The 21,333-nt window shown below is 51.1% G+C and carries 17 protein-coding genes, 1 tRNA gene and 4 pseudogenes; 15 read left to right on the forward strand and 7 right to left on the reverse strand.

Annotated elements, in window-relative coordinates; translation table 11 throughout:
• Window positions 1-106: 106 nt before the first annotated feature.
• The 11 genes and pseudogenes from tssB (at window position 107) to NNN64_RS09215 (ending at window position 11,955) form a co-directional block, all read left to right on the forward strand.
• Window positions 107-604 carry a type VI secretion system contractile sheath small subunit gene (tssB, locus tag NNN64_RS09170; protein ID WP_271441178.1) on the forward strand — a complete coding sequence of 166 codons (498 nt, stop codon included), beginning with the start codon at window positions 107-109 and terminating at the stop codon, window positions 602-604.
• Between the two features lie 31 nt (window positions 605-635).
• Window positions 636-2,078, forward strand: a pseudogene (gene tssC, locus NNN64_RS09175) (type VI secretion system contractile sheath large subunit); the annotation flags it as partial.
• Window positions 2,074-2,217 (forward strand): annotated as a pseudogene (locus NNN64_RS09180) (type VI secretion system lipoprotein TssJ); the annotation flags it as partial. The pseudogenes tssC and NNN64_RS09180, both read left to right, overlap by 5 nt.
• A complete protein-coding gene (gene tssE, locus NNN64_RS09185) occupies window positions 2,210-2,662 on the forward strand; it encodes a type VI secretion system baseplate subunit TssE (RefSeq protein ID WP_271441179.1) in 453 nt (150 codons plus the stop codon). The pseudogene NNN64_RS09180 and the gene tssE, both read left to right, overlap by 8 nt.
• 41 nt (window positions 2,663-2,703) lie before the next feature.
• Window positions 2,704-3,192 carry a hypothetical protein gene (locus NNN64_RS09190; protein ID WP_271441180.1) on the forward strand — a complete coding sequence of 163 codons (489 nt, stop codon included), beginning with the start codon at window positions 2,704-2,706 and terminating at the stop codon, window positions 3,190-3,192.
• Window positions 3,193-3,322: 130 nt separating this feature from the next.
• Window positions 3,323-4,684, forward strand: a complete 1,362-nt coding sequence (locus tag NNN64_RS09195; protein WP_271441181.1) for a VasL domain-containing protein — start codon at window positions 3,323-3,325, stop codon at window positions 4,682-4,684.
• A 576-nt stretch (window positions 4,685-5,260) separates the two neighbouring features.
• The gene (locus NNN64_RS09200) at window positions 5,261-6,757 is read left to right on the forward strand and encodes a DUF3375 domain-containing protein (RefSeq protein ID WP_271441182.1); all 1,497 of its coding nucleotides are present in this window, start codon (window positions 5,261-5,263) and stop codon (window positions 6,755-6,757) included.
• Window positions 6,758-6,762: 5 nt separating this feature from the next.
• Window positions 6,763-7,512 carry a DUF4194 domain-containing protein gene (locus tag NNN64_RS09205; RefSeq protein WP_271441183.1) on the forward strand — a complete coding sequence of 250 codons (750 nt, stop codon included), beginning with the start codon at window positions 6,763-6,765 and terminating at the stop codon, window positions 7,510-7,512.
• Window positions 7,509-7,712 (forward strand): annotated as a pseudogene (locus tag NNN64_RS23215) (ATP-binding protein); the annotation flags it as partial. The gene NNN64_RS09205 and the pseudogene NNN64_RS23215, both read left to right, overlap by 4 nt.
• 1,737 nt (window positions 7,713-9,449) lie before the next feature.
• Complete coding sequence (locus tag NNN64_RS23220; RefSeq protein WP_333908961.1) at window positions 9,450-10,796, forward strand: SbcC/MukB-like Walker B domain-containing protein; 1,347 nt, start codon at window positions 9,450-9,452, stop codon at window positions 10,794-10,796.
• A 1-nt stretch (window position 10,797) separates the two neighbouring features.
• A complete protein-coding gene (locus NNN64_RS09215) occupies window positions 10,798-11,955 on the forward strand; it encodes a DUF3322 domain-containing protein (RefSeq protein WP_271441185.1) in 1,158 nt (385 codons plus the stop codon).
• Window positions 11,956-12,179: 224 nt separating this feature from the next.
• Here NNN64_RS09215 and NNN64_RS09220 read toward each other — a convergent pair whose 3' ends face one another.
• Together NNN64_RS09220 and NNN64_RS09225 are read right to left on the reverse strand one after the other, a co-directional pair.
• On the reverse strand, window positions 12,180-13,109 hold the full coding sequence (locus NNN64_RS09220) for a nucleotidyl transferase AbiEii/AbiGii toxin family protein (RefSeq protein ID WP_204526220.1): 930 nt from the start codon (window positions 13,107-13,109) through the stop codon (window positions 12,180-12,182).
• Entirely contained in the window at window positions 13,096-13,878 is a 783-nt protein-coding gene (locus NNN64_RS09225; RefSeq protein ID WP_271441186.1) for a type IV toxin-antitoxin system AbiEi family antitoxin domain-containing protein, read from the reverse strand. Before NNN64_RS09225 ends, NNN64_RS09220 begins: the two co-directional genes overlap by 14 nt.
• A gap of 263 nt (window positions 13,879-14,141) precedes the next feature.
• Between NNN64_RS09225 and NNN64_RS09230 the strand changes: the two genes are divergently transcribed.
• The 3 genes and pseudogenes from NNN64_RS09230 (at window position 14,142) to NNN64_RS09240 (ending at window position 14,787) form a co-directional block, all read left to right on the forward strand.
• Window positions 14,142-14,315: a hypothetical protein gene (locus NNN64_RS09230; protein ID WP_271441187.1), complete on the forward strand. Its 174-nt coding sequence runs from the start codon at window positions 14,142-14,144 to the stop codon at window positions 14,313-14,315.
• A pseudogene (locus NNN64_RS09235) lies at window positions 14,309-14,584 on the forward strand (hypothetical protein); the annotation flags it as partial. The gene NNN64_RS09230 and the pseudogene NNN64_RS09235, both read left to right, overlap by 7 nt.
• Window positions 14,581-14,787, forward strand: coding sequence for a helix-turn-helix domain-containing protein (locus tag NNN64_RS09240; RefSeq protein ID WP_038633780.1), 207 nt, complete (start codon window positions 14,581-14,583; stop codon window positions 14,785-14,787). The pseudogene NNN64_RS09235 and the gene NNN64_RS09240, both read left to right, overlap by 4 nt.
• A gap of 81 nt (window positions 14,788-14,868) precedes the next feature.
• On the opposite strand, the gene NNN64_RS09245 is transcribed toward NNN64_RS09240, so the two are convergent.
• Both NNN64_RS09245 and NNN64_RS09250 read right to left on the reverse strand, forming a co-directional pair.
• Window positions 14,869-14,944 (reverse strand) — tRNA-Phe (locus NNN64_RS09245).
• 105 nt (window positions 14,945-15,049) lie between these two features.
• Window positions 15,050-15,757: a DUF554 domain-containing protein gene (locus tag NNN64_RS09250; RefSeq protein ID WP_271441188.1), complete on the reverse strand. Its 708-nt coding sequence runs from the start codon at window positions 15,755-15,757 to the stop codon at window positions 15,050-15,052.
• 458 nt (window positions 15,758-16,215) lie between these two features.
• Between NNN64_RS09250 and NNN64_RS09255 the strand changes: the two genes are divergently transcribed.
• Window positions 16,216-18,351, forward strand: a complete 2,136-nt coding sequence (locus NNN64_RS09255) for an ornithine decarboxylase (RefSeq protein WP_271441189.1) — start codon at window positions 16,216-16,218, stop codon at window positions 18,349-18,351.
• Window positions 18,352-18,408: 57 nt separating this feature from the next.
• On the opposite strand, the gene NNN64_RS09260 is transcribed toward NNN64_RS09255, so the two are convergent.
• From NNN64_RS09260 to NNN64_RS09270, 3 genes are all read right to left on the reverse strand, one after another.
• On the reverse strand, window positions 18,409-19,665 hold the full coding sequence (locus tag NNN64_RS09260) for a nucleoside permease (RefSeq protein ID WP_137382607.1): 1,257 nt from the start codon (window positions 19,663-19,665) through the stop codon (window positions 18,409-18,411).
• A 210-nt stretch (window positions 19,666-19,875) separates the two neighbouring features.
• Complete coding sequence (mltC, locus tag NNN64_RS09265) at window positions 19,876-20,961, reverse strand: membrane-bound lytic murein transglycosylase MltC (protein ID WP_137382608.1); 1,086 nt, start codon at window positions 20,959-20,961, stop codon at window positions 19,876-19,878.
• An 86-nt stretch (window positions 20,962-21,047) separates the two neighbouring features.
• Window positions 21,048-21,317 (reverse strand): oxidative damage protection protein, encoded by a 270-nt coding sequence (locus NNN64_RS09270; RefSeq protein ID WP_003027126.1) that lies wholly within the window; start codon window positions 21,315-21,317, stop codon window positions 21,048-21,050.
• Between the last annotated feature and the right edge of the window lie 16 nt (window positions 21,318-21,333).

Below are 21,333 nucleotides of genomic sequence, written 5' to 3' on the forward strand. Positions count from 1 at the left end.
GTTAAAGATCTGATTATTTGATCTTATGCAGATCATTATTCTATTATCGTCTGTAAAGAACTGTAGTGTGACGAGTGTGTACAGCGATAAACAGAGGGATGATGAGATGGCTGACAGTTTCCAGAATGAGGTGCCAAAGGCACGCGTTAACCTAAAACTTGACCTGCATACCGGCGGGGCGAGCAAGAAAACAGAATTGCCGTTGAAATTACTGGTTGCAGGTGATTTCAGTAATGGTCAGGATTTCTCACCCTTATCCGGACGTGAAAAAACCAATATAACTAAAAACAATTTCGATGCTGTTCTTTCTGATTATTCTCCCAGAGTCGACCTCACTGTTAAAAATACGCTTGCTGATGACGGCAGCGAGGACGCCATCAGTCTGACATTCCGGAACATGAAAGATTTCTCACCGGAACAGATTTCCAGACAAATACCCCAGCTGAAAGCCATGCTTTCCATGCGCAACCTGCTGCGTGATTTAAAGGCCAATCTGCTGGATAACCAGGCTTTTCGAAAGGAGCTGGAAAAAATTCTGCTGAACCCGGCGCTCAGCGCGGAGCTCAGAGCCGAACTGTCATCTCTGGCACCAAAACAACCTTAACCATCACGACGTTATAACGGATTAACAAGGAATGCTCATGTCTGTTCAAAATGAAAGTACTGTGGGTGGAGAAAGCGTTGTACTGGAACACGCTTCGGCGAATGGGGTTTACGCGTCCCTGTTTGAAAAAATCAATCTGAATCCGGTATCTGAACTGAGTGCGCTGGATATCTGGCAGGATGCGCAGGCAATGTCTGATGCGACCGCTGATGAGCGTTTAACGGCCGGGATGCAGGTCTTTCTCGAGTGCCTGACGAAATCCGGTGCAAAAGTCGAGAAACTGGACAGGAACCTGATTGATCACCATATCGCTGAACTGGATTATCAGATTAGCCGCCAGCTGGATGCCGTGATGCATCATGAAGCGTTTCAGGCAGTAGAAAGCCTGTGGTGCGGCCTGAAGTCGCTGGTCGACAAAACAGACTTCCGCCAGAACGTGAAAATCGAACTGCTGGATATGTCCAAAGAGGAGCTGCGCCAGGATTTTGAAGACAGCCCGGAAGTGACTCAGAGCGGACTGTATAAACAAACCTATATTGATGAATACGATACCCCTGGCGGAGAGCCTGTTGCCGCACTGATTTCTTCGTATGAGTTCGATGCCTCAGCGCAGGATGTCGCATTACTGCGTAATATTTCGAAAGTATCCGCTGCGGCACATATGCCGTTTATCGGTTCTGCGGGACCGGCGTTCTTCCTCAAGGACTCGATGGAGGACGTGGCGGCGATTAAAGACATCGGCAACTACTTTGATCGTGCTGAATACATCAAGTGGAAATCCTTTCGTGAGACGGATGATGCCCGCTATATCGGTCTGGTGATGCCGCGTGTACTGGGCCGTCTGCCGTATGGTCCGGACACCGTACCTGTTCGTAGTTTCAACTATGTGGAAGAAGTTAAAGGTCCGGATCACAACAAATACCTGTGGACCAATGCCTCCTTTGCTTTTGCGGCCAACATGGTGCGCAGTTTTATCAGTAATGGCTGGTGTGTACAGATCCGCGGCCCACAGGCCGGCGGCGCGGTCCAGGACCTGCCGATCCATCTGTACGATCTCGGCACCGGCAACCAGGTAAAAATCCCGTCTGAAGTGATGATCCCCGAAACCCGCGAGTTTGAGTTTGCGAACCTTGGGTTTATCCCGCTTAGCTACTACAAGAACCGCGATTATGCGTGTTTCTTCAGCGCGAACTCCACCCAGAAGCCGGCACAGTACGATACCGCTGATGCAACGGCTAACAGCCGCATCAACGCCCGTCTGCCCTATATCTTCCTGCTGTCGCGTATTGCGCACTATCTGAAGATTATTCAGCGCGAAAACATCGGGACCACCAAGGACCGACGTCTGCTGGAGCTTGAGCTGAATACCTGGGTGAAAAGCCTGGTCACTGAAATGACCGATCCGGGCGATGAGCTGCAGGCCTCTCATCCACTGCGTGACGCGAAGGTCGTTGTGGAGGATATCGAGGATAGCTGGCATGTTTATGTCACCGGACCAGGTGAACAACACCTGGCGGGTGGTACTGAGCCGCGATGATCTTGATCCGGATAAAGCCCGCGTTATTGAGGCGGGGAACAACCGACTGACCCTGCAGGCGCTAAAAGATGAGTGAATCCTCCCGTCCTTCACTCTATGAAACGCTCTACGGCAACTTCACTGGTGGCCTCGATCTCCATCAGGTCAGTGAACAAAACCAGGCCATTCTCTCGGTACTGGATAACATGCAGCGCATCCTCAACTGTCGCGCCGGCACGCTGGCGCATCTGCCGGACTATGGCTTGCCGGATATGACCAAAACCCTGCAGGGGATGCCCGGTACCGCCCATGAACTGATGGGCGTGCTGTCGGCGGTGCTGCTCAAATATGAACCGCGCCTGAAAAGCATTAAGGTGGTACTGCTCGAACAGATTGTTCCGGGAGAGCTTCTCTATGCTATTGATGCTGAACTCAACGGTATTGGCCTGGTGCGTTATGGTACGGAGTTTATGCCTGAAGGGCGTGTTTTGCTCCGACATCTTAAGCAACAGCAGTATCTCGGGAATACCTCCAGGATATGACTCTTCTTTTTTCTCTCCAGCGTGAAAGGCAAAATAACATCATGTCAGCAAAATCACACTTTCTGAAAAAACTGCAGGCCAGACAGACGCTCCCCGGCTTGCCCGTCACTAAGCATCAGGCTGATATCGCCACATTTCGCTCGCGCATGACGCAACTTCAGGAACAGATGGCCGGGTGGCTGGTGGATACGGGGATAGAGGTGCAAACAATACCTGTTTCTGTCACCGATCTGCTGGTGGAGGGCGGGACTTTTGATGTCTCCGGCCTCGTTCTGCGTTACGAAAACCAGGCTGTAAAATTTCTGCCGGTATTTTTGTACGGTCAGGGCGTGACGGGGTGCGTGGAGATAACCCTCCAGACCGGAGAACACCTTGCTGTATTAGGACGCTTATACATGCGGGCAGGTAACGTTAACGTCTGGATGTACGCGCCGAAAAGTGACATCTCCCTGCCACAGCAGATGTTTGACGAAGATACCTTTTTTCGCTTGATTACCGCTCTTTTGCCCCAGCAGGCTTGTGAGTATTAACTCTTATTTTTGGCAGTATTCATCGAGTTTATTCATACGGCGTATTGAGTGCGAAGGGGCACTGCTCCGGGAAGCGGTATTAGCTGCCATCTGACGAAATTAACCTGCATGGATTTTCAGGAACCACTGAGTGAATAGTCAAAGAATGTTAAAGACTGGCGGCGATCCACGCGGCCTTCCCGATTTTACCCCATTGCGCGATGAACTAAGTAAACTGACGCATCCGGCGCGCCCGGATGTGGACTGGTTATATGCCGAAAAGCTCTGTCTTTCTCTGTTTGAGCAAAATGGCGCGGAGTTGCAGACGGCTGCCTGGTACACTCTGACGCGGCTGCAGTTGGCTGGGGTGGGGGGATTGAACGAAGGGTTGGCAATACTGGCGGTACTGATCTCCCGTCAGTGGGGATCGCTGTGGCCGCAGTCGCCCCGTGCGCGAATGGAAATCCTCAGTGCGCTGAGTAAACGGCTTCAGCAGATGATGCGTACGCTGACCTTATCTTATGCCGATCTCCCGCAATTACATCAGGCTTTGCAACATATCTCCTATTTTGGGGAGGTGTTACAAAAGCGGGAGCTGACAGACTTCGGTCAGACAGAAGCGCTGCGCGTACAGTTACACAATACGGTGGTAAGGCTGGAAAACAGCGTGCCACCAGGTCTGCCATCAGCATCTACAAGCGAAACACTGACTGCCTCCACTACCCGTCATGCGGATACGATTGCCGAACCTGACGGTTACCATCAATGGGTTTTTGTCGCACCGTCAGAATCTACGGTAAATATTGCCCCTCCAGTACGTTGGAAAGCGTTTGTGGCGGGAATGGCGCTGATGCTGGTGGCGGGGGGCGCATCGCTGTGGGGCTGGCAGGCATGTCATCGGGCTGAACCTTTGGTTGCACAGCTGAATACTTCATTGGCCGTGGCTCCTGAGCCGTTGACGATGGTGCAGTTGCAGGTATTAAGACAGCAAAAACTGCAACCAGAAGTGATTACTCTCCGTACCCGACAGCAGCTGGAACGCTTGTCTCTATTACCGCCAGACTCAACTTTTCGCCAGGAAACACAGCTGATACAACAACTGCGAGCCCTGTTCCCGGACAATGCTGAAGTAAGACAGCTTGCCAGTCAGTGGCAACATCAACAGGAAGCAACAGCACTTGCCCCGCAAAGTCTTAATGGCTGGTATCAGGGAATGATGAAACTACAGCAATTGGCAAACCAGTTGAATGCGCTGGACGAAAAACGCGGTAAATATATGACCGTCAGTGAACTGAAATCGCAGGTTTTTACCATCACACAGTTGTTTAGCCAGACACCGCCTGTAGAAGAGCGCTTACGGCAATTCGCGCAACAGTCATCACGTAATCAGGCCTTAGCTGTGGCGATAGACAGTCATTTGCGCCAGTTGTTGGCGAGATACAGTTTGTTGATGGACAGGGAAAATGATCATAATGAAATTAACAACGGAGGAGGAGTCTCTGGCGGCAAATAATCGAGCAAAGTCCGCTAGTAAATCACGTTTCTCCAAAAGCAAAAAACCAGCCTGTAGGCTGGTTTCTTTAAATGTGGTGCCCGGACTCGGAATCATATCCACGATTAACATGCTGTTTGTTATTGGTTTTGTTGATATTTCTCGCGAACAGAGCCCCCACGAAGGCCCCCATATAAAGTCGCTTTATTTTTTTGAGGGTTATCACGAAAAATTGGTGTGTAATTGACTCTCTACCCACTCTTACGAAACGCGATTAGTTCCATACCATAAAACTCACTATTGTTATGAAGCTGAGTTGTTATTTTTTTATCGTAGGGCGTTAACACAATTTCCGCATTTTTCCACTACGCCTTTCAGTATCCTGTCTTGTAAAGTTATTCTGGACGTTATCAGTTCATACGTTAGCCCGAACTTGTAGCACACAGATTCCGGTATTTTTCTTGATAATAGAGAAAAGTCGCTGGAGGATAATTGTGACAAAAATCACAAAGCAAGGCAGGTTACCGGAGAAAAAGTCCGCAACGGCGAATTATCGTAGTCTGTGAACCTCAACCCGAATTTTGAAGGCTCTGCTAGATGGAAGAAAACACAAGGCAGCGTACGGAAAAATATATCTCAGCAAAAAACCAGCATCCAGCCTGGATACTTCTTGCTACCCGCCGCGCCCCGCTGGTATTGAGCTGCCTGAAAACGCTGTTTGAAAAATCACATGATGGTATCACCCTTGAGGAAGCGATTCAGTCTCTTACCGGCATTCTTGTCGAGCACGTGAGTCAGGAACAGTATGACATTAATCAGGACAATCCCTCTCTTCAGGCCAGCCGTGAACTGCGGGAATGGATTAAACGCCGTTTAATTGTCGAACGGGATGGCCGTGTCTTTGCTACCGATGCGCTTGAGGTCGCGATTACGTTTGTTGAGTCGCTGGATAATCGTTTCATGACCTCTACGGCTTCCCGTTTGTCCACCGTACAGAGAGAAATTGAAAACCTGGAAACCCGGCTTAATCCTAATCCGGCAAACCGGGTTGCAACCTTACGTCGTCGTATTGCCGAACTGGAACATGAATTACAGGAGGCAGAAGCCGGGCATATTGAGGTGCTGGAAACGCATCAGGCGATTGAACATATTCGAGAGGTCTTCAATTTAGCTTCCAGCCTGCGGGCTGACTTTCGTCGTGTTGAAGACTCCTGGCGCGAGGCCGACCGTGCGCTTCGGCAATCCATTATTGGTGAGCAATATCATCGCGGCGATATCGTAGAACGCCTGCTCAACGATCAGGACGCGCTGCTTAATACGCCGGAAGGAAGAGTTTTCGACAGCTTTCAGCAACAGCTCCGTCAATCTTCTGAACTTAAAGCGATGAGTGAACGATTACGTGTGATCCTTAGCCATCCTTCTGCTTCCGATGCGCTTAACCGTCTACAGCGGCACGATCTGCGCTGGCTGGTTAAGCGTCTGGTCGATGAATCGCAAACTGTACTCCAGGCTCGCGCCCGTAGCGAGCGTGATGTCCGTGGTTTCATGAAAACTGGTCTTGCTGCTGAACATCACCGTGTTGGTCATTTGCTTAACGAGTTTCTGAATCTGGCGTTAAAACTCGACTGGCAGCGCCAGATAATTCGTAAACAAGAGGTTCCGCTTCCTGCCGTTGGTGTGGCGGTAACAGGCATCCCCGCTATTGAACGTTTACGTTTTAAAGAGGTGGATGATGAAGCGGAACAAACGTTGGATCTCAGTAATCATGCGGCGGATTTAACGCAGATTGGCGATGATTTCTGGGATTCTTTCAATGGCCTCGATCGTGAGGTGTTGATTCAGCAGACGTTGCAGCTTCTGGCAAAAGAAAATCGCCCCGTTGGCCTGGCTGAACTGGCGGCGCTGTTGCCCCCGGCCCACGATCTCGAAACCTTCGCCATATGGATTGGCATGGCGAGAGAAGCGGGCATTGCGGTTATTGATTCACAGCGCGAATTTGCTGAGCTTAGTGATGGGGAAGGTCGCCGCTGGCGATTTAATCTGCCCACTACCGGTCTGGAAAGCCAGGCATTAATGGATATCGATTGGGAGTAACAGGAATGGCGGGCTTTTTTGACAGACAGATTAACCGGAGCGTTGCTGCAAATGCAGACAGTGAACTAGAACCATCGGACGAAGCGGTTGCTGATGAGTCGGTTGAGGAAATTGCAACCAATAGCGAAATGCGAACGCTGAAAAAAATACGCGAAGCGACTCAGGAATTGCTCAAATACGGCCTGCTGGAAGAGGCCAGTAAACCCAATCTATACCGCGTTGTACTGACCCATCCAGAAGAGGTTACTCGCATTCTGGAACCTCTCGATCTGGATATCGGCATTGATGAGATCCGCGGTTTGCTGTATGTCAAAGTCAGGCTTGAGGAAACGCCAGAGCAGGATGAATGGTCCCACCCTCTGGTGAGACGGCAACGGCTTAACTTGGAACAATCATTATTAGTTGCCATACTGCGCCAGCATTTTGTTGCCTGGGAGCAGGAAAGTGGAACAGGTGCCAGCCAGGCGCAGATCGCTATCGACGATCTCCTCCCTCAGCTCCAGATTTACCTTGGCGATCCGGGGAGTGAATCAAAAGAACGCACCCGGTTGCTTACCCTATTGGATCAATTAAAGGGCCATGGGCTGGTCATGTCGCCGGATGCGCATGAGCGGATCGTGATTCGCCCGATTATTGCTCATCTTGCCGATCCGATGAATCTTCAGGCATTACTGGCATGGCTACAGGAACAAATTGCTCAACAAACCACCCCTGCTGATTCGTCAGAAAAGGAGAGTAGTGGGGAGGAGGTATGAATCAAATAGCGAGTCTGGCTGGAAAGGAATCTTTTATTCTCACCCGTATCGAGTTGTTCAACTGGGGCGGTTTTCATGGATTGCATCAGGCAGCAATCCATCAGGAAGGTACCGCCGTTATTGGTCCAACCGGGAGCGGGAAAACGACGCTGGTCGATGCCTTAATGACGCTACTTTGTGCCAATCCCCGCTACAATCTGGCCTCAACCGGGGGACATGAAAGCGACAGGGATTTGATCTCTTACGTCCGTGGCGTATCCGGCCCCGGCGATGGCGGGGAGGGGCAATCGCATATTGCCAGACCGGGTAAAACCGTGACCGGCATTGCCGCGACGCTGGAGCGTGAAGGGCAGCAGGTACGTCTGGGAGCGCTGCTGTGGTTTGATTCCACAAGCTCCAGCGTGACGGATATGAAAAGGCTTTGGCTTTTCAGCGAAAACCCCGAGCAGACGCTGGAGCACTGGTTGAACGTTTACCATGACGGCGGCACACGATTGCTGCGGCAAATGGAAAAAGAAGTGACCGGGATCTGGACATATCCGAATAAAAAGCAGTACCTGGCGCGCCTGCGGGATTTCTTCGAAGTGGGGGAAAACGCCTTCACGCTGTTAAATCGGGCGGCAGGGTTAAAACAACTCAACAGTATTGATGAGATTTTCCGCGAGCTGGTGCTGGACGATCACTCCGCCTTTGATCGCGCGACGGAAGTAGCCAATAGTTTTGATGGTCTGACAGAAATCCATCAGGAACTGGAAACGGCGCGTAAACAGCAGCAGTCATTGCAACCTGTTGCCCTGAGTTGGGATAAGTACCAGAAGCAAGAGCGACAACTTGCTGAAAGGAAAGTACTGGAATCACTATTGCCCATCTGGTTTGCACAACAGGCAAGCCAGCTCTGGAGGGAAAAGGTCAGCCATCTTGAAATCGAGTTTGGTGAGGCACAGATTCGCGAAGAACAGATCCTATCGCAGCTTGAGCAGCAGAAAAAACGGGTAGCTGACTGCATACAGCGCTATTACCAAGCCGGTGGTGCCAATATCGATGATCTGAATGAGCGCATCAAGGACTGGCAAAAAACACTCGGCAGTCGGGAGGCTCTGGCGCGCCAGTATCAACAGCTGATCCATAATCTGGGGTTGCCGCCTGACCTGAGTCAGCAACAGCTAGAGGCGAATCAGCATGAAGCCGAGGCCCGATGTGAGCAGCTTGCCGATGATATAAAGCTGAAGCAGGAAGAGGCTTATCAAAAAGGCGCGCTAAGCCATAACATTACTGTAGAACTGCGCGAACGGGAAACTGAACGCGCCGAGATCGCACGTCGTCCGGATTCTAACCTGCCCGCCCATTATCAGGCGTTTCGCAGCGAACTGGCGAAAGCGCTGAACATTGATGAGTCTGAACTGCCTTTTGTTGCTGAACTGATACAGGTTAAACCGGAAGAGGCGCAATGGCGCGGAGCGATTGAACGCGCTGTCGGGAGTAACAGGCTGCGTATTCTTGTTGCGCCTGAATCTGCACAGGAAGCGCTGCGCTGGGTAAATCAGCGTAACAATCGTCTGCATGTTCGGCTACTGGAAGTCAAATTACCGCACTCGCCCGTTCGCTTCTTTGATGATGGTTTTACCCGCAAACTGCTGTGGAAAGATCATCCGTGGCGAGAGGCCGTCAAAGTATTACTGGCAGAAAGCGACAGGCATTGTGTTGACAGCCCTGAACAGTTGCGTGACACACCTCATGCCATGACGGTTCAGGGGTTAATGTCTGGTAAACAGCGTTTTTATGACAAACAGGATCAGAAACGCCTTGATGAAGACTGGCTGACGGGATTCGATAACCGCGATCGCCTGAACTTTCTTGCCAGAGAAGTTGCCGCGCTTCAGGAGCAGACTAAAACCGCAAACGCGGCATTTGAGGTTGCGAAAGGCGAGGTGGCGCTTTTGCAAAATCAGGCCATTTCATTCCAGAAAATACAACAGATTGATTACGATAGCATTGATGTTCCCGGCGCAAAGAACCAACTGGAAGCGCTCAAGGAGCGGCTGGAGAATCTGATCCATCCTGATTCCGATGCCAGCGTAGCGAAAGCAAAACTTGATGAGGCTCAAACGGTTGAGTCTGAATTTGATAAGCAGCTCAGAGCCGCCAATAAAGTCACTAATGGGTTGGATACAGAACTCACCTCCGCCAGGGCCGCAGAACGTAAGGCCCAGCAAACCGCGCAACAAGGTATGCAGGATGAAGAGCGAGAGTTGTGCGCGTCACATTTTCCAGTGGTGGCTCTGGAGCAACTGCCTGACATTCGCGATCTGGAACGTCAGCATGAGCGGGGAATTCAGCAAGAAATTGAGGGTGTTAAAGGTGAATTGCATCGACTGAACATTGAGTTGACCAAACGTATGTCTGAAGCCAAACGTGTGGATACTGGGGCGCTCGTTGAGGCTGGGGCTGATTTGGATGATGTTCCTGTCTATTTACAGCGTTTGCAGGAACTGACCGAAGAAGCCCTGCCGGAAAAGCTTAACCGCTTCCTTGACTATCTGAATCGTTCATCTGACGACGGGGTAACGCAACTGCTCAGCCATATCGATCATGAGGTGTTAGTGATTGAAGCGCGACTCAGCGAACTCAATGAAACCATGTTCAGGGTCGATTTTCAGCCGGATCGCTACCTGCGTCTGGATACCAAAAAAGTTGTCCATGAAAGCCTGCGCACGCTTGAAAAAGCGCAGCGTCAGCTAAATACCGCCCGGTTTGTTGATGATAACGGCGAGAGCCATTATAAGGCTTTGCAGGTGCTGGTGGCGCAACTACGGGATGCCTGTGAACGAAACCGTACCCTGGGGGCGAAGGCGCTGCTGGATCCCCGCTTTCGTCTGGAGTTCGCCGTATCGGTGATGGATCGTCAGAGCGGAAATGTGATTGAGTCACGTACCGGCTCGCAGGGTGGTAGCGGCGGAGAAAAAGAGATTATCGCGTCGTACGTGTTGACCGCATCACTTAGCTACGCGCTATGTCCTGCAGGGAGTCGTTATCCGCTTTTCGGCACCATTGTCCTTGATGAAGCCTTCTCCCGCAGCTCTCATGCCGTGGCGGGCAGGATTATTGCCGCGCTTAGAGAATTCGGCTTACATGCCGTATTTATCACCCCCAATAAGGAAATGCGCCTGCTGCGTGACCATACCCGCTCGGCGATTGTCGTCCATCGGCGCGGTCAGGATTCAAATATGGCTTCGCTGAGCTGGGAAGAGCTTGAACAACACTCCCGACGACGGGAGAACGCGTAGAATGTATTTTCCTGATGAACTGCGTGAAAAGCTTGCCCGGCAGTGGGATAACGCAAAACTCCGGGCCGAGCGTTTACTTCCACCCGGTAACTGGCCGCTCTGTCTGACCATTGGCAAACCTTCCGCGAAAATATTCGCAGAGCAGCCTCAGCGCGTTTTACAACACGTGCAGTTATGGCGACAAGTCGCGGTTGGGCGTGTGGACTGGGGAGAGGTCAGTTATCGGGCGAGCGACGGACCGGTATCAATGCCGCTGCGCTGGATCCTGAATGGCCCTTCTGACTGGATCAGCGCCGCGGCGGATCAGGCTGTGAGCCGGGAGTTTCGCTTGCTGGAGGGAATTATTGAACAGGTTGACCCTATTTTTCATCCGCTGTTGGTCAGTCATCGTTCACTCTGGCGGCACAAAAGCCCACAGGACATCATCAGCGCCGCCAGGCTGGCCTGCCGATTAGAGCCAGGTTGCGCAAAAGGGCTGCCGTTAAGGCTGCTTTCCGGGCAAGGGGTGGATACCAAATTTATCGAGAATAATATTTCATTATTAACCCGACTGCTGGACGTGCGTTTTTCCGGCGAAGCCAGCGAGCAGGGGTTAACTACCTTTCTTGATGCTTTTGATGAGTCCAGCCACTGGGTTTTGGTTGTGCCATTATCGCCCGGATTGCTCCCTTTTAAAAAATGCCGGGTGACGACAGCGGAACTGGCGGAAACGACATTGCCCGCGTCGCGTGTGCTGGTGATTGAAAATGAACAGTGTCTGCATCAACTTCCAGCGTTATCTGACACTATCGCGATCTTAGGGTGTGGCCTTGACGTGCAATGGTTATCCAGCTCTGTTCTGGATGAAAAACGCGTTGCCTATTGGGGGGACATGGATAGCTGGGGGCTACTGATGCTGGCGAGAGCCAGGCGCTGTCGCCCGACGCTTGATGTTCTGCTTATGAACCGTGAGTTGTTTGAGCAATATGCCAGCCATAGCGCCGTTCCTGAACCGGTAAAAGCGCAGCAAGCAATGCCTGATGGCTTGCTTAATGAAGAGGCCGATTTTTATCGTTACTTGACCCGCTCGCCGCGTGGTCGCCTGGAGCAGGAATTTTTGCCTGCGGGGATAGTTGAAGAGGCATTGCTCAGATGGGCAAAATCTGAGGTTCACATATAACGGTGTGAAAAACATACCCACCTCGCTTGTAGGTGGTTGATCAGTCACCCCTGCATTGAGCTTTTAGTTGAGATGTCGAATGAGGCACTTTTGAGTTAATATGTTACGATATTGATTATTATTTATTGAGTTACATAAATATTTTAATCAGTTTTTGAGATATGGCCATGAAGCAGTTGAGATAACCAAACATCATGGCTCAATTTAATCTCTCAGAATCAGAGCTAAAAGTACTGCTCCAGAACGCCTTCTAACTTGTTCACCGTCGCCGCATACTTGGCCGGGTTCTTTTCCTTCAGTACCGCCAGATTACGCAGCTTCCAGCGAATAGCTGGTAGGTGTTGAATTTCAGGATAGCGATACAGCGACCAGTCAGGGGTAATTTGCTTATAGCTGAGCAAGAACTGGCGATCTCTGTCTGTAAGATGCGATTTCAGCGTTTGTGGCAGCAAAGTCGTTACTGATAAAAGTGACTCCAGCGATGTTTCCCGCTGCGTCATTCCTGAAAATTCCTGTGCGTACAGAGTTGCGATCCGCGATGTATCCCAGTTCGGCGCCAGCAACTCGGCAATGGGGCGGGGATGTCCTGCCAGATAGCAAAGAAAACCGTCAAAGATCTCGCGCGTCAGGCCTGGTTTCTCCAGCATATTCAGTACGTCAAACAGATCGCGTGGATGCTGGCGGTCGAGTGCGGCACAGATTTTACCGCCATAAAGATCCGCCTGCGAGACAACATTTATTGTGGTGAAGCCATACTCCATTTCCACCTGTTCACATACTGCCATTTCTGTTGGGGGCAACAGCAGCCCACGCCAGACTGGGCTAACTTCAATCTTTATCTGCGCGTCGGCGGTGTTAACAATGATGCGCTTTTCATCCGCTTTGTTCTCCTGCCGGATAGCGGTGATCCCCGGTCTGCCGTTCAGTGATTCAGTAATACGCATCAAGGCGTCATTGATGGAAGCCAGATCGGTATCGCGATCCGCATAGGCCTTATACGCCAGATCGATATCTACCGACAGGCGAGGGAAATCCTGTACAAACAAATTGATTGCCGTGCCGCCTTTCAGGGCGAAGCAAGACTCCTTTGCCACATGCGGCAGCGCAGCCATTAATAGCCTAACCTGTCGGGCATAACTATCACGCAGATCCATCTTCGACTCCTTCCGGTTTAAATGCGCGGGGAACGGTGATTTGATAATCCGGCTCCAGCCAGCCGCCGGGAACGATTTGCCGCTTTCCCGTACCTGTTTCTATACCGCTTTGATCGAGATACCGAAAATAAGGATGCTCATTGCGCCGGGCAAGATAGAGCATTACCCGGTTGATTTTAACCGAATGGCTGGCGCAGAGCAGTGTCTGTAATTTACGCGGGCTGAGAAGGTTCATCCCCTGAAACAGTGCATCGGCATGTTCGAATGAGATCAACGAGGGAACACCGCCGGCGATCTCATAAGCGGCCAGTTCCGAGACACTGCCTGTTAACTGTCGGTCGCCGATATTCAGTGTTGTCGTAAATGGTGCTACATCAACGGTGAGGCCAGAGGTATACAGCGTGACAAACGTCGCGGATCGTTCGAAAGCGGAGAACCATCCCGGCAGTTTGGTATAAGCCGGAAGTGTGAGCCAGACCTGTGGTTTACCCGGTTCGGTATAGTGGGCATGGCCCTGTAGCGCAAGGCTGGTCAACCCGGCCACGCGAACTGGCTTTTCCCACTGTGTTTGCAGGCAGTAAACCGCGTCCACCCAGTCGGGCTCGCGGCCCGTCCGGCAGTATACGCCGTGTGCGATCCGCCTGAGCCAGCCATTCTGGACATAGAGGTAAGAAAGCTTACGGTCTATGCCGTTGTGGGTAAGCCATGACTGGAGCAACACCTGACCGGGGAGGGTGTTCTGCATCAGCCAGTTTAGATAGTTTGGCAAATGTCGCCTCTGGATGGACAAATACGTAAATTATTAAACTAATTTAGACCGGAAGTGATTTTATCGCAACATTCGGTTTGGTTATTTTCGTATTTGTCGATTATAAATCGACATTTTTTATAAAATATAAACTATAAATCATTACAGAAAAGTAGGGCTAAATGTATTCGTCAGCTAACGTGGGGCGTGTAACATAGCTTCAAAGTGAAACAGCAAGCGTAGTGTATTGTCCCCTGTGGTAATTGTTGTATAGGGCTCGGGACGTGGCAAAACGATTAGAAGAGAATCTGATGAAATTCACCGAAGATACCCGCGTAAAAATTCCCGTCATTCTGCATTTGATAAGACTGGGTTACAGCTACCTGTCGCTCAAAACGCAAGCGTGGGACAAAGAAACCAATATCTTCCCTGAGATCTTCACCTCCGCCCGCTGTTAGAGCCCGTTCCGCCCCATCTTGTTGAAAGCCTGACCGTTGATACTCTTCCGGCGAATTCCCCTCAGTTTGGGCCCGAATGCACAGAGCTTTGTAATTATTGCCTTGCCCTGACGCAAACGCTGGCGGGGCAGGGGTCTTCTTCAGAAACGGAGAAATTCCTTAGCTGGTTGCTGTATGACCTGATCAACTATTTTGCGGCAGAAATGAAAGCCCCGCGCTGGCTGCGAACCGCCGACGGCGTGAAGTTTATTGACGGGGTGGCGGCATGATGCAACCGGACTGGCATTCTGCTGACATCATCGCGGCGCTGAAAAAACAGGGGACGTCGCTGTCCGCCGTTTCCCGCAAATCAGGGCTGGCGTCCTCCACGCTGGCAAATGCGTTGATAAAGCACTGGCCCAAGGGGGAAAGGCTGATCGCTGAAGCGTTGGGTGTGGCGCCAGAGCATATCTGGCCTTCGCGATATAGATAGATAGTCAGGGCAGGGATGGGACTCAGAATTTCTGTCCCCAGAAAGCAAAAAACCAGCCCGTAGGCTGGTTCTTCTAAATAGTGGTGCCCGGACTCGGAATCGAACCAAGGACACGGGGATTTTCAATCCCCTGCTCTACCGACTGAGCTATCCGGGCAACGAGGCGCATTAAACCCGATTCACCTCGTTTCGTCAACGAAATTTCTTCAAATCAATGCAGACTGCACAATCTATCACCACATTGCTGGTATTGCACGCATTCTCAGGCAAAAAAGGCAGTCCATGCTGCGGAAAGCGGCATTGCCAGTAGCAGGGCGGGAAGCATATTCACCACCGCAAACATTTTGATTCCACAAATACGTAGACCCGTCGCCAGCAACAGCAGTCCGCCTACCGCGCTGAAATCAGCCATCATGGCTGGGGTTGTCAGCGGTAAAATCAGAGCCGCGCAGGTGGCGAGCGTCAGCTGGATTGCCAGCATCGGTATGAAAATGGCAGACACGGCGATTCCTAGCGAGCAGGCGAAGATAATAGCGGTGAAGAAATCGAGAAATGACTTCGCGATTAAAATATTAGGATCGCCGGTCATCCCTTCATGTATCGCCCCGAAGATCCCGGTTCCGCTGGCGCAAAACAGCACGATGATAGCCACGTAGCTTTGGATGAAAGATTCGTGTGTTGCATTGACATCCGATTTGGTGAAAAGCTGCTGTGCTTTGGCGACCGCGGTATTAATGCCTTTTTCCAGATGACAGAACTCGCCGATCAGCGCGCCGACCAGCGTTGCCAGCACCATCACCGGCAAATTGGCGCACTTGATGACCAGTAAGATACCGATGCCTAACGAGGCCAGCCCGAAAATAGAGGTCATAGAGACCCGAATTCGTTCTGGTAAATGCTGACTGAGCAGCGCACCAAGAACGCCACCGAGTAAAATGGCGCTGGCATTGATAAAGGGTCCGATTACCACATTCGCTCCTGCATATCCATTATCATCTTGATATTAAATGAAATGAGTTGGGTATAATTATGTTTTCAGAATGCATTATTATGACGCTAATATTCGATAGAATGCTTGTTTATCTGTGAGGTCTATGCACTGGATTTTATCTTGCGCCTGATAGTGAAAGCTGCCATGATTGCGCGAATTTTCTCCTGTCTTAATGGGGCTGCCTGGGATGTTATTATTACCCTTACATCACCTTTCTGCGCGACGTTTGCCCCTTCCTGCGACATCTCTTTATTCTCTCACCATGCGGTGACGGCAGCGCACGCTCACTGCAGGATAACAGTAAAATCAGAGGCTATCTGCTTTTACTGATGTCTGGCGGTCGGGGCTGGTGACCAGTTTGACCTGTCATTTCGTGGGGCTTAGCAATGCGGCTTTGCCCGGGACTTTTGATTCTCCCGATACGGGTTTTTGCGCTTATGAAATCAATGAATATTGCCGCCAGTGGTGAACTGGTTTCTCGTCTGTCTACTCATCGCAAGGTGGTGACGCTGGACAGTACCGATTTTACTGACGTCGCGGCAGTCGTCATTACCGTTGCGGACAGCCGCAGCGGGATCCTGGCTTTGCTAAAACGCACCGGGTTTCACTTACCGGTGTTTATATTTTCAGAGACCAACGTGGATGTACCCGCCGACGTTGAGGCGGTTATCTGCGGCAATGCGCAGGACTGGCTGGAACTGGAGTCTGCCGCCTGTCGGTATGAGGAAGATCTGCTGCCACCTTTCTATGACACGCTGACGCAGTATGTTGAAATGGGGAACAGCACCTTTGCCTGCCCTGGGCACCAGCATGGCGAGTTTTTTAAGAAGCACCCTGCGGGTCGTCATTTCTATGAATTCTTTGGCGAGAACCTGTTTCGCGCGGATATGTGCAATGCTGACGTTAAGCTCGGCGATCTGCTGATTCATGAGGGGTCCGCGAAGCATGCACAAAAGTTTGCGGCTAAAGTCTTCCACGCCGATAAAACCTATTTTGTGCTGAACGGGACCTCTGCAGCAAATAAAGTGGTGACCAATGCGCTGCTGACGCGTGGCGATCTGGTGCTTTTTGACCGTAACAACCATAAGTCGAACCACCACGGCGCTCTGATCCAGGCGGGGGCGACACCGGTTTATCTGGAGGCGGCGCGTAATCCGTTTGGCTTTATTGGCGGCATTGATGAACACTGCTTTGATGAGGCGTATCTGCGCCAGCAAATCCGTGAAGTCGCACCGCAAAAGGCTGACCAGCCGCGTCCGTTCCGCCTGGCGATTATCCAGCTTGGAACCTATGACGGGACAATCTACAACGCCCGCCAGGTGATCGATAAGATCGGTAGCCTGTGTGATTACATCCTGTTTGATTCCGCATGGGTTGGCTACGAGCAATTTATCCCTATGATGGCTGATGGATCACCGCTGCTGTTGGAGCTGAATGCTAACGATCCGGGGATCTTCGTTACCCAGTCGGTGCATAAACAGCAGGCCGGATTCTCGCAAACTTCGCAGATCCACAAAAAGGATAACCATATTCGTGGTCAGGCGCGTTTCTGCCCGCATAAGCGCCTGAATAACGCGTTTATGCTGCATGCTTCCACCAGCCCGTTTTATCCGCTGTTTGCGGCGTTAGATGTGAATGCCAAAATCCATGAAGGCGAAAGTGGACGTCGGTTATGGGCGGAGTGCGTAGCGTTGGGAATTGAGGCCCGTAAAGCGATACTTACCCGCTGTAAGATGATTCAGCCGTTTATTCCCCCAGTGGTTGATGGTAAACCGTGGGAAACCTATCCGACGGCGGTGATTGCCAGTGAGCGTCGCTTCTTTAGCTTTGAACCTGGCGAAAAATGGCATGGCTTTTCCGGTTATGCGCGTGACCAGTATTTTGTCGATCCCTGCAAGTTGCTGCTAACCACCCCCGGCATTGATGCACAAACCGGGAAATACACGGCGTTCGGCATCCCGGCAACGATTCTGGCGCACTACCTGCGTGAAAATGGCATCGTGCCGGAGAAATGCGATCTGAACTCGATTCTGTTCCTGCTCACTCCGGCAGAAAGCGCAGAAAAAATGGCACAACTGGTGGCGATGTTGGCGCAGTTTGAACAGCATATTGAAGATGACACGCCGCTGGCTGACGTGTTGCCGACAATCTTCAATAAGTACCCGGTACGCTACCGGGACTACACGTTGCGTGAACTGTGTCAGGAGATGCATTCACTGTACGTCAGCTTTGATGTGAAGGATCTGCAAAAGGCCATGTTCCGTCAGGCGAGCCTGCCTGCCGTGGCGATGAACCCGCAAGATGCCAATAGCGCTTTTATTCGTGGTGATGTTGAACTGGTTCGCATTTGCGATGCGGAAGGCCGTATAGCTGCTGAGGGAGCATTGCCTTATCCTCCTGGTGTGTTGTGCGTGGTGCCAGGTGAAGTATGGGGCGGGGCGGTACAGCGTTATTTTCTGGCGCTGGAAGAGGGTGTGAACCTGCTGCCGGGCTTTTCGCCGGAGTTGCAGGGCGTTTACAGTGAGACTGATGCGGACGGTATTAAGCGTCTGTATGGCTATGTCGTGAAGTAAGCGCCATCTGGCCAAAAAAAAGGTCACCATTAGGTGACCTTTTTTCATCAATAAAGATTAATGTGCGATAGTCTGCGTGCCAGTCGGAACGCGTACGTGTTTGTATTTAAACAGTGCCACGAAAGCGAAGGCCAGAACCAGTGAGTAGCCAGCGAAGATCAGCCACACCGTCTGCCAGTCAGTGATACCATTCAGCGTGTAGTACTCAACCACTTTACCGCTCACCAGCCCACCCAGAATACAACCGAAGCCATTGGTCATCATCAGGAACATACCCTGTGCACTGGCGCGGATTTCAGGACGTACCTCTTTCTCTACAAACACGGAGCCCGAGATGTTGAAGAAGTCGAAGGCACAGCCGTAAACAATCATCGACAGAACCAGCAGCACGGTACCGAACGGAGTCGGATCGCCGTAAGCAAACAGACCGAAGCGCAACATCCACGCCACAATACTGATAAGCATAACGTTCTTGATACCGTAACGGCTTAAGAAGAACGGGATGGTCAGGATAAACAGGGTTTCAGAGATCTGGGAAATCGACATCATCACCGACGCGTGCTCAACGATAAAGCTACCAGAGAACAGCGGGTTGTTATCGAAGCTGTGCAGGAAGGTATTACCGAACATATTGGTAATCTGCAATTCTGCGCCCAGCATCATTGAGAAGATGAAGAAAATGGCCATACGCTTGTTTTTAAACAGCGCAAAGGCATCCAGGCCAAGCATTGATGTCCAGCTCTGATTTTTCTGCTGATTGGCAACCGGAATGTGTGGCAGCGTCAGGGTGAACAGGACCAATACGACGGATAATGTTGCGCCAATATAAAGCTGCATATGGCTCAGTTCAAAGCCAGAGAAGCTGACTGCCCACATGGCCAGAATAAAGCCGATGGTGCCCCAGATACGGATTGGTGGGAAGTCGGTGACAATATCCATCCCGGCAGACTGCAAGCGATAGTAAGAGATGGTGTTGATTAACCCCAATGTTGGCATATAGGCCAGCGAGTTAAGCAAAATCACAAAGAACATTGCCCCAGGCGTGGTCACTTCGGCTGCGGCGAACAGCGTTCCTGCACCGACCAGGTGGCAAAGCGCATAAACCCATTTTGCACTGATCCATTTGTCAGCCACGATCCCTAACAGGGTCGGCATAAACACGGCGGCAATCCCCAGCGAGCTATACACTGCGCCGATGGAAGCACCGTCAAATTTAAGGGTGACAAACATATAGGAGCCGAGGGTTGTCAGCCAACTACCCCACAGGCAGAACTGCAGAAACGAGAGAACTTTCAGCTGCAGCTTAAGATTCATGTTAATTTCCTCACACCGTAATGCGGATGGATGTTTTAAAAGGCACATTTGCCGTTGCAATATGATGTGATTCTATCAATGAGAGACACTCTTTTTTTGTTAGCTGTGACAAATATTTGCAAACAATTTCTAATTGCAAAGCAAAATAGTGACGGAGTTAACACTTTTTCCTCCTCTGCCGCGGGAATGAGCGGGCAGAGGAGGAGGGGATTATCGACGTCGATAGGTTTTCTGTGCGGAATTGACCTTGTAAAGATAGCGACGTGATTCTGCAGAGGGATGTCGCGTGGTCAGAGTTTGGTAAACGTCACCAGGTGACATGCTATTGATAATATTCGCGGCCTGAATTTTATCGTTAGAGAAAACGCGCAGCACGCTTCCCGCGCCGCCGTTATAGGCGGTGATGACCGCATAGCGACGCGAGGTTGGATTATCAATACCGCCCAGATAGACGTTGTTGAGCATTGCCAGATAGGCCGTACCCGTATCAATGTTACTGGCTGGGTCGAACAGGAAGCTGCGGCTTGGCGTACCTGAGCGCCCCTGGGAACGGAACACATCTTTCCCGGCGCTATGTTGGACTACCTGCATGAGTCCCAACGCATCGGCATGGCTGACCGCATAGGGGTTAAAAGAGGATTCGGTCTGCATGATAGCCAGAATCAGTGACTCATCAACGCCATACTTCCGTGATGCCTGACGCACCATACCAACGTACTTATGCGCACGCTTATCAAGGTGGTTTGGCACCAGATTAATGGTCACGCTATAGATGATACGCAGCCCGTTGCTGCGGCTCTTCAGGCGCGTTTGTAGCAGATAGTTGGCAAAGTTAGTGGCACGTCCCTCCCAGCGAATCGGTTGGCCGGTATTATCCACCACCTGCCCGTAGAGGAACGGTTCTTTGGAAATTTTGATGTCATCGACATCGGAATAGAGATCGATAGATCCCGGATCATCGCCCATCAGCAATGTTTTGATGATCGCCCGACGCAGGTGTCCGGCGGGATCTGTCCCGGCAATGGTCTCGACGGTGATTGTACCGTCATCGAAGTTGATATGGCTGCGGGTTTGATACTGATCGGTATACTTCACGTAGTCCTTCGGACCCGCAATCAGCACTTCCTTAAACCCCCACAGATTCTCAATGTTATGGGCAAACTGCCCCATCAGAATATCAAAACCGTTGGTATCCTTGACCCAGGCTTCATTATAGGAATCGCCTTTTTTGGTCGAACTGGAACAGGAGATGAGCAACGGCGCAATAACGGCAAGCGCGAGAAATTTTTTCATCATTCCGGGAGTGCATGTTGTGTTTGTTATTGGCAAGGACCAGATTAAATCGTAGGCCGGATAAGCGCAGCGCCATCCGGCAACGGTTCTTATGATTCTGGCGTATAGCCTTCAATATGCACATCTTTGCCTTCAAACAGGAAGTTGATCATTTCCTGCTCCAGCAGTTTGCGGTGCTCGACGTTCATCATATTGAGCTTTTTCTCGTTAATCAGCATGGTTTGTTTATGCTGCCACTGCGCCCACGCTTCTTTAGAAATCTCGTTATAAATGCGTTTTCCCAGGTCGCCCGGGTACAGCTGAAAATCCTGGCCTTCGGCTTCGCGTTGCAGGAAAGTGCAAAAAATTGTTCTGCTCATTAAAAAATCCTCTCTA

This window comes from Citrobacter sp. Igbk 14, assembly GCF_028069825.1.
Lineage (GTDB): Bacteria > Pseudomonadota > Gammaproteobacteria > Enterobacterales > Enterobacteriaceae > Citrobacter.